Origin of the sequence: Methanolobus bombayensis (assembly GCF_017873415.1) — an archaeon.
Classification (GTDB): Archaea; Halobacteriota; Methanosarcinia; order Methanosarcinales; family Methanosarcinaceae; genus Methanolobus; species Methanolobus bombayensis.
In genome coordinates, this window is the sequence record NZ_JAGGKD010000004.1 from 249,824 (window position 1) to 267,926 (window position 18,103).

The following is an 18,103-nucleotide window of genomic DNA, read 5'->3' on the forward strand; positions in this document are numbered from 1 at the left end:
TGATGATTTTAGCCATAATGGAGGGTATAAGTGCAATCTATTGAAAACTTATGTAAAGCGCGTGATTCGATTTTTGACAGGAATCGCAGGGATATTGTCCTTGATATTTCAGATGTAGTTGAGGGTAAGATTGATCCTTATGAGTTCTTTGAAGAGAACTATCTCACAGAAGGAATGAAATCACTTTTTAAACAGGTTTTCAGAAGATTTGCAAACGAATCCGATTCTTCTGTTTTCAAATTGACTCAGGCAATGGGTGGAGGTAAGACACACTGTATGATCGGTCTTGCTCTTCTTGCAAAGTATCCTGAGATCAGAAAACACGTTATGGGTGAAGAGTTTGGGAAGAATGTCCTTGGTGAGGTAAAAGTCGTTGTTTTCAATGGACGTGAAAGTGATGCACCATATGGTATATGGGGATCAATTGCCGAGCAAATAGGTAAGAGTGATTTTTTCAAAGACTATTATTCTCCATTGAAAGCACCTGGTAAAAGTGCATGGGTTAACCTACTGAAAGGGCAGAAACTATTGATTCTCTTTGATGAACTGCCTCCATACTTTGAAAATGCTAAATCCATTACAGTGGGAAATGGTGACCTTTCTATAGTAACAAAAACCGCTCTTTCTAATTTGATGGTCGCAATTGGAACAGATGAATTGTCACAGGTTTCTGTTGTTCTTTCTGATCTGAAAGCTACCTATGAAGGTGGAAGTGAGCAAGTAAATCAGGCACTTCATGATTTTGAAAATGAGGTCGGAAGAAGTTCTGTGAATATTGAACCTGTAGGACTTAATACTGATGAAGTATACCAGATTCTTAAGAAGCGCATTTTTTCAGAGCTTCCTGATGATGAAACCATCCTTTCGATTGCACAGGCTTACGGAGAATCCATCAAAGAAGCTGGACAAATGGACTTAATCCATGTATCTCCAGAAAAGATGGTACAACAGGTGAGGGATTCATACCCATTCCATCCTGCTATCAAAGATCTGTATGCACGTTTCAGAGAGAACCCAGGATTCCAGCAGACACGTGGATTGATTCGATTCATGCGTGTTCTTGTATCTCATCTTTATGAAACAGATGGTGCAAAGAATGCTATGTTAATTCATCCTCATATGATTGATTTAAACAATCCAGAGATGAGTGCTGAGATTAATCTTATCAATTCAACCCTTGGAAACGCTATAAGTCACGATATAGCATCAGATGGTGACTCAGTTGCAGAGATGGAGGATTCCAAACGTGGAGGTTCTGATGCCCAGGATGTTTGTAAATTAATCCTTATGGCATCTCTTGCAAATGTTGAGAATTCAGTACTTGGACTTACAACAGCTGAGATTATAACAGATATTGCAGCACCTGGCAAGGATATTACTATACTTCCAGACACAATAAATACTCTTGAAAGCCAACTTTGCTGGTATCTGCATCGGGCAAATAATGGTAAAGTGTATTTCAAGAACACAGAGAATCTTGTAGCTCGTCTAAGATCACTTGCAGATTCTTATGCAAAAGAAGCAGCTTTAAAGGATGTCAAAGAATTCCTTCAAACAATATTTGCTCCTGAAAGGAAGGATTGTTATCAGGAACTTCAGATCCTGCCTGCGGTGGATGATATTAGTGTAAGCCAGGATAAAGTAAAATTAATTCTATACGAACCACATGGTGGTTCATTACATCCTGACCTTATAGGATTCTATGACTCACTTGATTATAAGAATAGAATATGTTTCCTTTCTGGTCAAAGGGATACAATGAATAATCTGATATCCATTGGTAAGGAATTTAAGGCTATCAAATTCATTCTTGCAGAAATGGATAGCAATGGTGTAAGGTCTGATGATACACAAAGGATTGTTGCCCAGGACCTAAAAGACAACATTATTCATCGTCTATTAAGTTCTGCCAGGGAGACATTTACTCGTTTGCATTATCCACACAGCGATGACCTCCGTGTCACTGATCTCACCATGAACTTTGAAGGAAATAAATGTCGTGGTGAAGAACTTATACGAACTACACTGACCGACAAACAAAAATTTACACTGGAAGTGGACGGGGATACCTTCAGAAAGAAATGCGAGCAGCGTCTTTTTACCCAGCAGACCATGCAGTGGTCAGAGATAAAGAAACGTGCTGCTATACTTACTAAATGGCAATGGCATCATCCTAGTGCTCTTGACAACCTTAAAGAAGAGATGCTGAGAAAAGAACAGTGGAGAATGGATGGTGGATATGTCGATAAAGGTCCTTTCCCTGCACCTTCCACAACAGTTCAATTAATGGAATGGAACAGGGATGAAGATACAGGCGAAGCCACATTAAAGGTGGTACCTGTTAATGGAGATACTGTCTATTATGATGTTGGAGCAGAAGCAACTACAGCTTCAGCCAAGGTTGACGATTTCCAGAATTTTGTGACAAAAGATATGCAGGTCTCTTTCCTTTGTGTTGATTCGAAGGGTGTGCATGAATCAGGGCCAACCATTAAATGGAGTAATTCAGTCACCATGAAGAAAAGAGTATTTGGTGATGGGGATAAAAAGACTGTTGAACTGAAAGCAGCTCCAGATGGGGCTACTATTAAGTATACAACAGATGGTTCAAATCCTAAAAATGCTGGTGGATTATACTCGAGTCCTTTTGAGATAGACAGATCTGTAAGAGTTGTGCTTGCCATTGCAGAAAAAGAGGGTATAAACTCTGAACCACTCCAGATAGACATCGACTGGAAGGCGGAAAAACAGGGCCTGGATCTTAACAAGCCTACTACATGGAAACACGATCACAGTATAAAATCTACGAAGGATACCTTTGATTTCACCGATCGCCTGAAAAAATACAGGGGACTTGTTCCCGAAGCAAGGATATCTGTTGTAGGTAAGAGCTGGATAGAACTCAATGTGGATTCAGGAATTGAGCTTTCTGGTGAGCAAATTGAAAAGCTCATTGAATCTCTTAGAGAAGTGTATTCAGACGGCCAGGTTAGTGTCAATGCCCGAAGCATTAAATTTACAAAAGGTCAGGACATGAAGGACTTTGCAGATGCGGAGAAAGTTGATATCAATATGGATGAGGTTAGTCAGTGAGTCGTGAAAGTTCTGTTGTAGAGGGTTTTGGATTCAAACCTGCAGAGTCAGAGCATTATTTCCTTGTGTCCATTTCCTCTCCCACTGGAGATGTTCAAATATCTGAGCATATGTCCTGGGATAATGAGATGTGGAAGGGCAAGATACGTGCAGTAAAAGATGAAAGTGATGAACGCCTACGTGTTTTCCTCCCAAGGGTCAAATGGGATGGAATTGCAGATGCAGTATCCTCTGAGTTCAACAGCCGCCTGAAGGAAATGGGTTACAAGAAAGGAAGCTGGAAGAAAAGAGGATTAACACCCGTTTCTCGTCTGTTCGGAAAAGAGCTTGTTCTCCTTGGCTGGGCAATAGAAGATGCTGATCCTGGACGTATTCATGCAGCTGTTGCCAACTGGCTTGGTCTTTTACCAGAAGAACGCTGGTGGCTCTATACTATGACCAATGCAGCTACAGGCCAGGCACTGCGAGGAAGAAACACAGGCTGGAGGGCAGCTGTCAGGTTTGCATTGTGCGATAATCCCATCAATTCATCTAAAGCTGAACAGCGTGTTGGTCTTATTGCAAGTCTGGATGACGAAGGAAAAAACGCGGATCTGGAAAAGAAAAAACAGGGTAGTTTACTTGATTTTTAATCTAACATTTTAAGTTTTGGAGATAACATGTCATCTAACAATATTCCTTTTAACAAGTCATTCATAGAATCGCAATTTCCTGTGTCAAAAGTTTCAAAGGAGAGTTATAAGGAGCGGAAAGCTAACTATAGTCAAACACTTACAGGACTTGGAAAGTGGTGGGGAAGAAAACCATTGATTCTTGTAAGGGCAGCGATTCTTGGTTTACTCCTCCCAGCAACTGATAATCCTACTAAAGACCGTGAAATATTCCTTAAAATCCTAACAATGGATGACGAAGGAATGTGGCAAAGGAAGAAAACAAATATTACAGGTAAGGTGTTGAAAGGCTACCTTAGTCCTAGAGAAAAAAACACTTATTTTGATGGTGATCGACTTTGCCGTGGCCTTTCATCTGAAGAAAAGGAAGAGCTTCAAAAGATGGTTTTTTTGCGAATGGGTTATGATGAACGCCTCACGTATTCTTATCGGCCTGAGGAAATTGATGGTCCATCAATGGAAACATGGAATGAAATTAATGATTATCTTGGAACCAATGCATCATCAATTCCTGAACTTGTAGAAGAGCTTGGCAAACGACAATTTGGAAAAAGACCATCAGTGGGGGACTGCTTCTGTGGAGGAGGTAGTGTTCCTTTCGAAGCAGCTCGCATTGGTTGTGATGTTTTTGGATCTGACTTAAACCCTGTTGCTGCACTTCTTACATGGGCTTCAATGAATATTGTTGGAGGGGAAGGCGAACTTATTGTAGAAGTCAACAATGTTCTGCAGGAAGTCTATGATGCTGTTGACAAACAAATCATTGAGTGGGGTATTGAACAAAATGAAAAAGGTTGGCGTGCAGATGCCTATTTGTATTGTTCAGAAGTGATTTGTCCAGAGTGTGGATGGAAAATACCTCTTCTCACTAAGATGGTGATAGGTGAAGGATCAAAAACAATTGCAAAATTGGAGGCAAATGAAGCTAACAAATGTTACAATATTCTTATTCATCAGAATGTTTCCACAGGAGAATTAGAATCTGCAAAATCTGCAAAAACTATTGATGATAGCGGAGTTATCTGTCCTAATCTCAACTGTCCTGCCCATTTCTCACCTACGCCCATAGAAGTCATTAGACAAGAAAACACTGGTGGACTTAGATTATGGAACAAAGAAGATGTTTTACCTGCTATTGAAGACGTTTTCCAAGAACGTTTGTATGCTATCAGATGGTTAGAAACTTTTACAGATGAAAATGGTCAGCTTCAATCTAAGAAAACGTATCTTGGAGCGGATAATTACGATTTACAAATGGAACAAAAAGTGTTTGTTCTTCTTAACGACAGATTTTCCGAATGGCAAGAGAAAGGATATCTTCCAAGTATGAAAATTGAAGCAGGGTACAATACCGATCAACCTAAGAGAGAAAGAGGATGGACACACTGGCATCATCTGTTTACTCCTAGACAATTGTTAACTAATGCTTTGTTCCTTAAAGAAACTGAACATAAATGCAAATCAAAATCATCATTTGTTTCATGCTTATTGGGACTTGGAAGAGTATTGGATCGCAATAGTAAACTATGCGTCTGGGATTCAAGCAAAGCAAATGAAAAGGTGGCAAATACGTTTTTGAATCAGGCTCTAAATACCATTAACAATTTTGGTTGCAGACCACTTATCCCTCTACAATCATCTTGGTTTAGCAAGATTAAGAATGAAAAAATAATAAATCAATTAAATATTCAAATAAAGACGATTGATGCACGTTCAATTCTAAATGACAATAGTTTTTGGGTAACTGATCCTCCGTATGCAGATGCTATCAACTATCATGAATTAACCGAGTTTTTCCTTGCATGGTATCAAAAACCCTTAAACGAAATATTTCCTGAATGGTATACTGACTCTAAAAGAGCACTGGCTATAAAAGGATCTGATGAAGAATTCAGAAAGAGTATGGTTGAAGTTTACAAGAACCTCGCTGAGCACATGCCTAAAAACGGTGCACAGATAGTTATGTTTACCCATCAAGATGCTAAAGTCTGGGCAGACCTTGCGATGATTGTTTGGGCAGCTGGACTACAGGTGACAGCAGCTTGGTGCATAGCAACAGAAACCGAGTCAGGAGGGATTAAAAAAGGTAAAGGAAACTATGTACAAGGGACTGTTCTCCTCGTCCTCCGAAAACAAACTTCAGATGATATTGCATTCCTTGATGAGATATATCCTGAAGTGGAAGAAGAAGTCAAAAAACAGCTTTCTTCAATGTTGGATATTGATGACAAGGAAGATCCAAACTTTGCAGATACAGACTACCAGCTTGCAGCCTACGCAGCAGCTTTACGTGTGCTTACACGTTATAAGCAGATAGAAGATATTGACATTGAACGTGAACTTTGCCGTGTAAGAGGAAAGGGAGAGGGAAATCCTCTTGAAGGAGTCATTGAAAATGCGGTAAAGATAGCCTGCGATTATCTTGTACCTGCAGGTATTGATTCATGGGTATGGAAACAGCTCATGCCTGAGGAGAGGTTCTATCTTAAAGGACTTGAGCTGGAAAGCCATGGAGAATACAGAACTGGAGCTTATCAGGAACTTGCACGTGGTTTTGGTATAAGGGAATATAAGAATCTCCAACAAAGCAAAAAAGCTAACGATACAAGACTCAAGACAGCTTCTGAATTCAAAGACCGTGATGTTGGAGGGGAAGGTTTCTCGTCTTCACTTGTAAGGAACATACTGTTTGCTATTAGGCAGACAAGACAGGAAGATGATACGGCAGCAGGTAAAGTATGGTTGCGAGAATATCCAGGGTATTGGGAAAAGAGGAAAGAAATTATTGAACTTCTCAGGTATTTCGCCGCGCTTGGAATGAACGATTCCATGGAACAATGGGAGGAAGACTCTAAGGCTGCAAAGATGTTGTCGGTTGTTGTGGAGCAGGACCACATATGAGTGAAACAAAATAATTTCAAGGACTAATAAAATGATCAACCGCTTCTCATCTCGCCGTGAACCTATGGATGCAACATTTCTCAACAAACGCCTTGAAGGTGCCAGGAAGTATGACAGAATAGCAGGCTATTTCAGTTCATCCATTCTTGAGGTTGCTGGAGAAGCACTGGATTCTGTTGAAGGAACTGTACGTGTTGTATGTAACTCACAGCTTGAACCAGAGGATGTTAAAACTGCACGTGCGGCTCTTGCAGCCATAAGGAAAGAGTGGTGTGCAGAGGAACCTGAAAAAATAGGTGACGAGGCACGTGGCAGATTCTTGAAGTTGTATCAGTATCTCAAATCAGGGAAGCTACAGGTAAGGGTGCTTCCTGACAAGGCATTCGGTCTCATCCATGGGAAAGCTGGGGTCATAACAAAAGCTGATGGAACAAAGACCGCATTCATGGGAAGTACCAACGAAACATTGTCCGCATGGAAGCGTAACTATGAGCTTGTATGGGAAGATGATTCTGATGATGCTATTAACTGGGTGCAGGAAGAGTTTGATGCGCTCTGGAATCATCCAGACTATAAGGTTCTTGCAGAATTTATCATAGAAGACATTGGAAGGATAGCAAAGCGTGAGGTTATTCCATCCATTGTGGAATGGCAGAAACAACCAGAACCCGCTTCAGCTATTGTGGAAAGTCCTGTATACAGGAAAGAATTCGGACTTTGGGAACATCAGAAGTACTTCATTGACCTTGCCTTCAAGGCACATCAGACTGAGCATGGAGCTCGCTTTGTCCTTGCAGACATGGTAGGACTTGGTAAGACCCTGCAATTGGCAATGACCGCACAGTTGATTGCTCTTACAGGAGACAAACCTATATTGATCCTAACACCTGCAACTCTGAGATGGCAGTGGCAGGATGAAATGAAAGAACACCTGGATCTTCCATCTGCTGTCTGGGACAATGGTAGATGGGTAGATGAAGAAGGCATCGAATATCCGAAATATGGTGATGAAGGCATACTTAAGTGCCCACGAAGAATAGGCGTGCTCTCTTATGGTCTGATAACTCATTCCTATGGGAACGAAAGGTCAACTATACCTGACCTCCTGTGTTCAAAAAAATATGATTGCATCATAGTTGATGAATCCCACAGAGCCAGAAGAAAGAATCTAGGTCCAACACACGAAAATGAAAAAGCAGAACCGAATAATCTTCTTGCTTTCCTTCAGGATATAGCTGGTAACACCAAAAGTATGCTTCTTGCAACAGCAACCCCTGTTCAGCTCTATCCTATCGAAGCATACGATCTATTATCAATACTTGGCGGTGGAAAAAATGAATCTGTACTTGGCAATAAGTTCAGCAAATGGAGAACAGAGTCATTTGAATCACTGAACATCATCCAGGGAAATATAACAAATAATGATGCGGAAAATGATCTATTCAAATGGATAGCAAACCCATTCCCTCCCGCATCAGAAGGAATAGATTATTCAATCCTAAGGCGTTCTCTTTCGGTTGAGGATTCAGTGGCAGTAGTTCCACCATCAAGATGGCTGGATTTGAGTCCATCTGATAGATCCAGACTTGAAAGGATGAAAAATGACTTTTTCCAGAAGCATAATCCTTACATCAGGCACATTGTAAGAAGAACAAGAGATTTCCTTGAAAATGAGAAGAACCCTGAAACTGGGGAGCCTTACCTGCAGAAGATAGAGGTCAAACTTTTCGGAGAGGATGACAAAGATGCAATACCTCTCCCAATATATCTCCAAGATGCTTACAAGGCTGCAGAAGAATTCTGTCAATTACTAGGTGAAAGAGCAAAAGGTACAGGTTTTCTGAAAACCCTTCTTCTCAGGCGTGTAGGTAGTACACTGTATGCTGGAAAAATTACTGCAAGCAAAATGTTGGGTATCCGTGAGGATTCAGATTTAGATTCTGAAGAGGAAGAAGATGTTCAGAGAAGTGAGCTTTTTGAGAATATGTCTGAAGCAGAAAGAAGCCTATTGCTGAGTTTTGTTCGAATAATTGATGAGCACATGGATAATGATCCTAAATATGAAAAGGTTGTGGAAATCTTAAAAAGCGATAGATGGATTGATCGTGGTTGCATAATCTTTTCCCAGTATTATGATTCAATACAGTGGCTTGCTGACAAATTAAAAGAAGAGTTGGTTGACGAGAAAATAGGAATATATGCAGGCAGCAACCGTTCTGGTATTGTAGAAGATGGAATTTTCAGGCGTGCTTCCCGTGAAGAGATAAAATCACTTGTACGTAAAGGTTCTATCAAACTTTTATTGGGAACAGATGCAGCCAGTGAAGGTCTGAACCTTCAGACACTAGGTACTCTCATCAACCTTGACTTGCCATGGAACCCTACAAGACTCGAACAAAGAAAAGGAAGGATACAACGTATTGGCCAAGTGTATGATGATGTATGGATTTACAATATGCGTTATAAAGGTTCAGTAGAGGACAGAGTGCATGAACTCCTTTCAGACAGACTTGAAAAGATAAACTCACTCTTTGGCCAGATACCTGATGTATTAGAAGATGTCTGGGTAGATGTTGCATTGAACATGATCGATGATGCAATGAAAACCATTGATGCTATTCCACCACGGCATCCTTTTGAAATGAGATATGATGTTATTCAGCCTGTAGATTGGGAATCATGTGCACAAGTGCTTGATAATCATGAGAAGAAACAGCATCTCTTGAAGGGATGGTGACGAATTCTTTCTGAATCAATTTATATTGAAGTGAGTTTTACCATGAGAAAATGTAAGTGTGGAACGCAGTTAGATTCTAGAGAATACTGTCATCACTGTCAGCAGTATATGGTCTCCTATAAGAATAAGACTGATTTTAAAAAAAGATGTAGTATTTGCAATAAGCTTTTTAGAGATTTGTCTAACTATATGGATCATCTCAAAAATCATCCCCAATGTGATTATTGTCAGGAAAGATTCTTCTCAGAAGATGCACTAAAAAAACATCTTGAATCTAATCATACATGTCCTATATGTAATGAATACTATTGCTCTGTTTCAAAACACCTTGTCATGGCGCATCCTTATTGTGAGTTTTGTGATAAGAGATTTTTAAATCGGGATATTTTTAAAGAACATATGAAGGATCATCCAAAATGTGAGTATTGTGGAAATAATTTCCAGGACAAGATACATCTTGATTCTCATATACTGGAAAAACATCATTGTCACGTGTGTAACCAATATATTTGTAATGTTGAAGAGCACATCCGTGAGCAACATCCATTCTGTAACTTATGCGATCAGTATTTTTTTGATGCAAAATCTTATGAGCAACACAATCAGCAGAAACATACACATCAATGTACCTATTGTGACAAAATTTTCAAGCTCAAGGCAAGCTTAGAAAATCATATATCAAATAGTCATAAGTGTAGTTATTGTAACAAATATTTTAGTGAACTTAAACAGCACTTTATTGATGAACACTTTTATTGTGAACGCTGCAAGAAGCCATTTTTCAATGCTAATGATTATAAAAAAGACCAGAGCTTTCATAATATGGTTACATACAAATTTGTAGCTCCTTCGAAAGGACGTAAACAATCAAAGAACACTTCTCGAAAAATATTTGGTGGAAAAATCGAATGCCAGTTTTGTCTCAAAACTTTTGCAAGTGAGAACGAGAAAGATGAACATATCAAAGCATTTCATTCAAAACGAAAAAAAAGGTAGTAAATATTTTCCTGTAATAATAATTTAAAACAGAAGTGTTAATGAGTCAGCATATGGATGCAGAAAACAAAAGAGCATGCCTAAAAATCATACAAAAAAGAGGTAGCAATATGATTGAATCGGTAGATGTAGATATAAGTGACTTTATTGACGACGGTGACATTATTTCTGAAACAGTATATAATATTGACATAAACATTGAAATTGACTGGGATACTGTTGCAGAAAAAGTGCTTGATATGTACACGGGTGGTTTTGATATTGATGAAATTGTGCACAGGGTAAGAACAAATGAGAATAAATATCTAAAAGCATCTCAGGATTTTTAAAATGTCTAATTGCAGATGTGGAAACAAATTAGATTCAAAAGGATACTGCCATGAGTGTCAGCAATATGACACATCTCACGAAAAAAAAGACTTTTTTGAGAAAAGATGTGTCATTTGCAACAAGCTGTTTACTGATTTATCTTTCTATATGGATCATCTTGAAACTCATCCACAATGTGACTTTTGTAAGGAACGTTTCATATCAAAAGAAAAATTGAATGATCATTATGATTCAGACCATAAATGTCCCTTATGCAATGAATATTATCGGTACCTTTCAGAACACATTTACTATACTCATCCTTATTGTGATGTTTGCAATAAGAATTTTTTAAATAATGATATTTATGAAGAGCATATGAAGAAACATCCTCAATGTACTTACTGTGACAAAAAATTCAAGGATGATTCTGCTCTTTATATCCACGTTCAAGAAACTCATAAATGTCATGTCTGTTTGAAATATTTCACTGATGTTAGTGATCACTTGAATTCAAACCATTCCTTTTGTAGATTGTGTAATCGTTATTTTATTGACGAGAAACGATATACGCAACACATTGAGCTGGAACATACTCATAAATGTATGTACTGTAATACGTTTTTCAATTTCAAAGAGGAATTGGATACACATTTAAAAAATACTCACAAATGCAAAGCTTGCAAAGATTATTATACTGATCTTCGACAACACTTTATAGATAATCATTTTTACTGTGAAATCTGCAGAAAGCCTTTTTTTACAATTCAAGATTACAATTTTGATAAAAAAATGCATGAACATGTGGGAAAAATTATGCAACAAATTGAAAAAGAGAATAAAGAAATGCTTGCAAGAGCATTTCCAGATGGTTTTCCCAATAAAAAAAAGAAAAACACAAAAAAAATAGAATGTCCTTTCTGCTCTAAAACGTTTCTATACGAAGAAGCAAGAGATAGGCACATAAAAGAAATGCATTCTCATGAAAAAACAAAATCGTCAAAAACTGTAAAGAAATCTAATAAATATAAATGTCCTTTTTGTGAAAGAAAATTTAAAACAGAGGAGGGAAAAAGTCAACATATAACAGCAGTTCATCCAAATAAATTGTAATTAGAAATAAATCAAATAGTCCTAATTAATAAACAACTGTTTTTCAAAACTATTTTTATGTTATTCATAAAAATAAAATATATTCGTATTTTCTTCCCCTCTATATAGGTAAAATAATTATGAACAAACAATATAGTAACTTTTATTAAGTTATACTTGTTTGATAGTTTAATATGTTAAAAACAATTCCCAACTTAACCAATAAAAAAATAGATATTTTTATCAAATGGTTAAGGGAACAAAAACTAAAAATGGAGAGAGATAGGTCAAAGCATATCGATGCAAATGTGACAAGTACTCGCTTCAAAATGGCAAAGAACCGCATTTTTTATTATGTTGATTTTCAAGTGTCTGAAAAAGACAGAGATATTATTGAAAGATACTATAATCCATTTGTAATCAGAGAAAACAAGACATTCAAGGTTCAAAATAAACATGCTTCCGATGCACTAAAAATTAACCTGAGAACTGCAAATTCACCCTCTCACCCTTTAGGTGAACTTGGTTCTTGCATATTTAAAGCATCTTTAATAGATTTCAGGCTTGTTTTTGAGAATGACCCTCATCTAAAAATAGGAGAAATTGCTACTGTATACGACGTTCCTCCAATAAAGAACATAGAAAGACAGATTGCTCTTTTGGAAGAATTAAAAAACAATGATTCAGTATTGAAATCAATCTTATTTGGTACCTATGAACCTTTACCTTATTCTGAAAAGCCAATCAGTTTTGCCAATGACAAATTAAATAATGTTCAGCAGGAAGCTATTTTTAAAGCCCTGAATACGAATGATTTTCATTTAATATTGGGTCCTCCTGGCAGTGGTAAAACAACAATGATAAGAGAATTATGTGAACATCTCATTCAGCAGGATAAAAGGGTTCTTCTCACATCCTGGATGAATGTTGCAGTTGACAATGCACTTGAATCTATTATCAGAAATAAGAAGTTTGGACAAAGAGATATTTGTCGGATAGGATCAGGAGATTATAAGATCTCTGAATTAGTTCAGCCATACAGTTTATCAGATGACCTTTCAGAGCTAGCTAATAAAAAAATAGTAGGTGTTACTCTTGCAAGTGCATATCGAGCAAAGGACATAAACAAGAAAAAATTTGATGTTGCAATAATAGATGAAGCTGGAGCTGCTACAGTTCCACAAACACTTTTAGCACTGGACATAGCTGACAAATTTATACTTGTAGGTGATCACCTTCAGTTACCGCCAATCGTAAATGAGGCTGATGAAGAATGGATGTGTAGCAGTCTGTTTGAAAATTTATGGAAAATGTATCCTGACAAACATACAATGATGAATGTTCAATATCGTATGCATAGATCAATAGCAAACATTGCATCAGAGCTTGTTTATGATGATTTAGGTGGCATTATCACACCTGATTTCATGGACTCTAGAAAAACTCCATTGGATCAGGTAGACCTTGGAAGGTTTCAACGATATGAACAACAAATTGTCGACAAAAATCTACCAGTTTGCTGGATTGATGTGGATGGTCAGGTAGAATGGAAGCATATGGGCCAGGCTTCTGCAAAGAATCTGCTTGAAATAGGTTATGTGAAGAAAGTTGTTGAACTTTTAGTCGATTCTGGGGTCGGTCTCGATGAGATTGGAGTTCTTAGTACATATAGATTACAATTATCGAACATAATGATCAACTTTGAAAAAGAAATTGATCATGGATTAGTGGTAGATACTATTCATTCTTTCCAGGGAAACGAAAAAGGTATCATCATAATTTCTTTGGTCGAAAAGGATTGTAACAAAAAGATATTTTCAGATATCCGACTTCTAAATGTCGCAATCACCAGAGCAAAATATAAACTTATATTGATTGGCTCTAAGCAACTAGCAGGATCAAAAAGCACTTCAAAAGGCTTTGCAAAAATAATTCACTTCTCCACGACTATTTCTAAATCAAATGGCAATACTGGCTTTATATCAGGTAACACACTCAAACCTGCTAAAATAGAAGAACTTGTTGAAGAAAGCAAAAAGCAAGATCTAATGATAGATACTGTTAGTGAAATTGAAAGCGAGCGGAAGCGTTTAAAGTTGCCTCCTAAAAAACAATATTATAAGCGTTAGACTACGCGGTTATTTTTAATTTATTCATGTGGGGATTTAATAATGGATAGGTCAAGGGAACATCGTGAAAATGATGTAAGTCTCTTAGCACATTGGATTAATAAGGGAAATAAAGCAAAAAATGGAGATGAAGCGATTTCATTTTATGATAAAGCTTTAGAACTGGATTATCGAAATCCAGATGCTCTTTTTGCTAAAGGATCTGCCTTATACAAGCTGGGAAAATATCAGGATGCATTGAAGTATCTCAATTATACTACAGGTAATGACAGGAATCATGCAGAAGCTTGGTATTTAAAAGGACTTGTTGTCGAAAAAATGGATATTCCTTTTAGTGCTATTAAATGCTATAAAGAAACGGTCAGGATTGAAAAAGATCATATTGATGCATGGAATTGTATGGCTGATGTCTTATTTCGAGTTAAAAGATATAAAGAAGCAATTAAATGTTACAATACAGTTTTGAAATGTACTACAAAAGATGTAAAGTGCCATATAAACAAAGGTAGATGCTTTGCTAATATTGGAGAAATGCGTTTAGCTCATGATAGTCTAAATAAAGCAATTAAAATAGATTCTTCCAATGCACTTGCTTATCATTTAAAAGGAAAAATATTTAAACTAGAAGGTAAAAATAATTACGCTACAAAGTATTTTGAGTTACGTGATTTCTATTCAATATTATGTCCAAATTGCCATAAAAGACTTTTAAGTAACTCTTCTAACTGTCCATATTGTTCTACCAGATTATTTAACAATTATACAAACCCTGACTTATATTCAGGATATTATACTGAGTTTATTCCACCTGCCCCCGTAACAATAATGTGTAAAGTCTTTAATCTCCCTTGGGGGATGTATAAATACAATAAAGGAGCCGATGCAAGCCTTGATGATATTAGATTAAAACAAATTCAGATGAGACTTACTAATAAGACATACTGTTGCGAAACGTGCAAATATTTTGTTGCTTCAGTTGCATGTGATTATAAACAGACAAAAGTAAATCCTAAGGCAATCTGTAAACATTTTGAACCTAAGAAAAATGCAGATTTTGTGAAACCATCAAACGAACCAAAGAAACACGAAAAGAAAGCTGTTGAAAAAGACTATCAATTTATATCTGAAAGAAAAACAAACTGAAATAACATCTCTGTCTTTTTAGTATCTTGTTCAGAACTGGTCGCTGAACACATGTTCCAGTTTCACTTTAAGCCTCTCCTCAACACACTGATAACAATTCGCTGACCAGAATGGTACATCAACAGCAGTAATTCTGATACATTCATCCGTACCACCTTGTTTAACAACAAAAGTACAATCCTCTGCCAGTTCTTCTGAAGTATTCGGATATATCAGTAAAACCTTCTCAGTACCTCTTCTGTAAGCATAGCTTACCATCTGATACATGTCAGCTTGAGAAATGCCTTTCTTTGAATCACTATTCTCCAGATCCCAGCGAGGTTTATATTTAGTATCAATAATTATTTGCTCGCCAGTTTCCTTATCAGTTAGCAGAATATCGTGCTGGAGATTGAAAGTTTTTGGATCATCATGCAGGTAAAGATTTGACTTTTGAGCTTCCACTTTGAACTTGCCACTGAAATGTTTTCGAATAAAACCTGCTATGAACTCTTCAAAGATGAGTTCCATAGGAAACAACAGACTCCAATTCCTCATATCATAGTTCTCATGAGAATAAACCTGATTTTCCAATATCATACTACAGATATGGACTATCTCTTCATAATCGCCATATATGGGAGATATTTGGAGACTCGAGAGCTGTTGGGATGAACATACCTGATCATCAACATCATCCAGCACAAAAATGATATCATTCAGCAATCTCTGGGTTTCAGGGATTCTGGCTTTTGAAAGCAATAATCTGGTACAGTATTTAATTGTACGATTAAGTGAGTTATCAAACAGAAACGGTTCATAATCACAATCTATCTGATGGTAGTTGCAATATGAAATTCGATTCACATAACGAGTGAAATTTATCCTTCCGCGTGGAGTCTGTAAAGCTTCAGATACTTCTTCATAAGCAGAGTAAGGCTGATTGCTTATAACCTCATGTATTTGATTTGCAAATAGGTATATGATAAGTTCTGGTAATTCGTATATATCACATTGATCAAGGAAAGCCTGATTGAATGGGAATTTTACTCTATTGCAGTAGCTGAACCAGTAGAACAAATGACGATGCATGAGCTCTCTGCTGATATCGCCATTATTTTTGAAGATCTTAGGGAATATCTCGACCTTGAAGTCCTCAAAATGAATGAAGCCGATGTAGTTTCTTGCTCTGGCCAGTTCTCCATCAAATATCAAAAATGGCTGATACTTATTTCTCTTTTTGAGAGAATCATCTTCCTTCTTAGGTGGCCAGACCTCTTTGTATTCTCTCCATAGGGAATACAAGTAAGATTCAAGAGAAACTCGGTCAGGAACCTTGACCTGCTCACCGTATTCAAATATCTCTTTCATGAGTCTAGTGCTGTATTTGCCAGTCGTATTTCTCTATATCATATTTCACTGACCAGCTACTTCCTTTGAAGATATCCTCTACAATATCGGTTTTGCCTGAGAAGTATTCCATCAGAAGTGGTATCACTTTATTGTGCAGTACATCAGTTATACCTATATTGTTCATGAAATATCCATGGCCTATAAGGTAATTAGTCGACTTCTTACGATCATATATTTCTTTATTTATGTGTCTGAGAATACTGCGTTCCTCATCCATCAGTAAACCATAATCAGGGAAATATCCAATGAACTCGAATCGTCTTCTTAGTGCAATGTCAATTAGTGCAATTGATTTGTCAGCAGTGTTCATGGTTCCTATAAGATAAAGATTCGGAGGCACTCCAAATACCTTGTCTTCATTTGGAATGTTAACCATAAGCTCATTCTTAGCTCCAATGCGCTTATCCTCTTCTAAAAGTGTAATCAATTCACCAAAGACCTTTGATATATTAGCTCGATTAATTTCGTCTATTATAAGAACATATCTTTTTAATGAAACCTCCGTCGCAGCTTCTTTTCCCAATTCCCATAATTCATTAACCAATGGATCAAAATAAGCCCTTCGACCACTATTAAGTTCTCTTATTCCTTCGTAAAGACCTTGGAGCGTATTGATACTCAATTTATAAGTGTTATCAACGCGGTTTCTATAAACAATATAGCTATCATCAGGATTTACTTCCGTAATCCAAAATGATGATTTGCCACCTAATGTTTTGAGTTCAATTTCATCACCATTCTCAAGTGGTTCCATAAACTCGGAAAACACCTCCTCAAAAGGTCTAAGAGCATCTACGATATTCTGAGATTGTAAATAGTTCTGCTCTGCTCTTTTACATAACTTGTAGAACACTCCTTCTGTTCTTTTAAATTTGAGATCTGAGCCATCTAGGTCTGGTCGGATACCTATCATGAAATCTTCATAACCGTAATTCTGGTGGAAGGTAACAAATTCTATTTGTCCTTCTTCTCGTAAAAAATCAAAAACGTCTTTATTTTCATCGTGGCTTGCATTATTGCCAGTGATAATCTTGACTGCTTTATCAATGGTCTTGAATGTTTTCCCAGTACCAGGAGGACCATAAAGAATAATGTTGCATGGATGCTTTGGTAGTTCTGTTTCTTTTTTTACAAGTGGCACTTTATCGGACATGAATTTCACTCCAAAATAAGGTTTGAATAATATCTCATTAGCTTCATTCAGGTCTCTTGGAGTGATTTCTGTCAGTGTGCTGTTTCCACTTGGATAAATATCTTTTTTGTGTTTCTTCAAAGAATCTGGATAATTTTTGATAGCAGGTTTAATGTATTCTACTTCCCTATATATCCATCCAGGTTCACCAGTAATATCTTCTGAAACATATTCCCACGAACCAGGCTTGACCTTAGCAATTGTGTAAACTTCATCCCCACCAACAGTGATGTATACATAATCGCCATCTTTGAGTGTATTTTTAAATCTCTCAGCCTGTCCTTTTTTGGTACTTTCATGAAGTACTATCCACTTATTTTGTTTTAATGTCTCTAGTATGTCAGCATATTTTTTGAGCTTAAAAGCACCATGTGACATTTTGTAGAGTCTTTGTTCCTCAAGAGGAATCTGTAATAATGTGTCTTGTAGTTCAGTTTCCATATGTATA

11 protein-coding genes are annotated in these 18,103 nt (G+C 37.1%); 9 read left to right on the top strand and 2 right to left on the bottom strand.

From position 1 onward, the window contains the following. Positions 1-30 precede the first annotated feature (30 nt). The 9 genes from J2746_RS06815 to J2746_RS06855 all read left to right on the top strand — a co-directional run bounded on the left by J2746_RS06815 (position 31) and on the right by J2746_RS06855 (position 15,071). On the top strand, positions 31-3,093 hold the full coding sequence (locus J2746_RS06815; protein ID WP_209618167.1) for a DUF499 domain-containing protein: 3,063 nt from the start codon (positions 31-33) through the stop codon (positions 3,091-3,093). Continuing rightward, positions 3,090-3,725, top strand: a complete 636-nt coding sequence (locus J2746_RS06820; protein ID WP_209618170.1) for a DUF3780 domain-containing protein — start codon at positions 3,090-3,092, stop codon at positions 3,723-3,725. Before J2746_RS06815 ends, J2746_RS06820 begins: the two co-directional genes overlap by 4 nt. Positions 3,726-3,752: 27 nt before the next feature. After that, complete coding sequence (locus tag J2746_RS06825; RefSeq protein ID WP_209618171.1) at positions 3,753-6,665, top strand: anti-phage-associated DUF1156 domain-containing protein; 2,913 nt, start codon at positions 3,753-3,755, stop codon at positions 6,663-6,665. A 31-nt stretch (positions 6,666-6,696) separates the two neighbouring features. Then, positions 6,697-9,402, top strand: a complete 2,706-nt coding sequence (locus J2746_RS06830) for a phospholipase D-like domain-containing anti-phage protein (RefSeq protein ID WP_209618175.1) — start codon at positions 6,697-6,699, stop codon at positions 9,400-9,402. Positions 9,403-9,444: 42 nt separating this feature from the next. Then, positions 9,445-10,398 carry a C2H2-type zinc finger protein gene (locus J2746_RS06835; RefSeq protein WP_209618177.1) on the top strand — a complete coding sequence of 318 codons (954 nt, stop codon included), beginning with the start codon at positions 9,445-9,447 and terminating at the stop codon, positions 10,396-10,398. A 53-nt stretch (positions 10,399-10,451) separates the two neighbouring features. Beyond that, positions 10,452-10,727: a hypothetical protein gene (locus tag J2746_RS06840; protein ID WP_209618180.1), complete on the top strand. Its 276-nt coding sequence runs from the start codon at positions 10,452-10,454 to the stop codon at positions 10,725-10,727. 796 nt (positions 10,728-11,523) lie between these two features. Continuing rightward, positions 11,524-11,820, top strand: a complete 297-nt coding sequence (locus J2746_RS14680; RefSeq protein ID WP_245250025.1) for a hypothetical protein — start codon at positions 11,524-11,526, stop codon at positions 11,818-11,820. 173 nt (positions 11,821-11,993) lie between these two features. Then, positions 11,994-13,928: an AAA domain-containing protein gene (locus J2746_RS06850; protein ID WP_209618186.1), complete on the top strand. Its 1,935-nt coding sequence runs from the start codon at positions 11,994-11,996 to the stop codon at positions 13,926-13,928. Between the two features lie 42 nt (positions 13,929-13,970). Then, positions 13,971-15,071 (top strand): tetratricopeptide repeat protein, encoded by a 1,101-nt coding sequence (locus J2746_RS06855; protein ID WP_209618188.1) that lies wholly within the window; start codon positions 13,971-13,973, stop codon positions 15,069-15,071. Positions 15,072-15,101: 30 nt separating this feature from the next. On the opposite strand, the gene J2746_RS06860 is transcribed toward J2746_RS06855, so the two are convergent. Continuing rightward, entirely contained in the window at positions 15,102-16,421 is a 1,320-nt protein-coding gene (locus J2746_RS06860) for an McrC family protein (protein ID WP_209618190.1), read from the bottom strand. 4 nt (positions 16,422-16,425) lie between these two features. Continuing rightward, positions 16,426-18,096, bottom strand: a complete 1,671-nt coding sequence (locus J2746_RS14685; protein ID WP_245250026.1) for an McrB family protein — start codon at positions 18,094-18,096, stop codon at positions 16,426-16,428. Positions 18,097-18,103 lie beyond the last annotated feature (7 nt).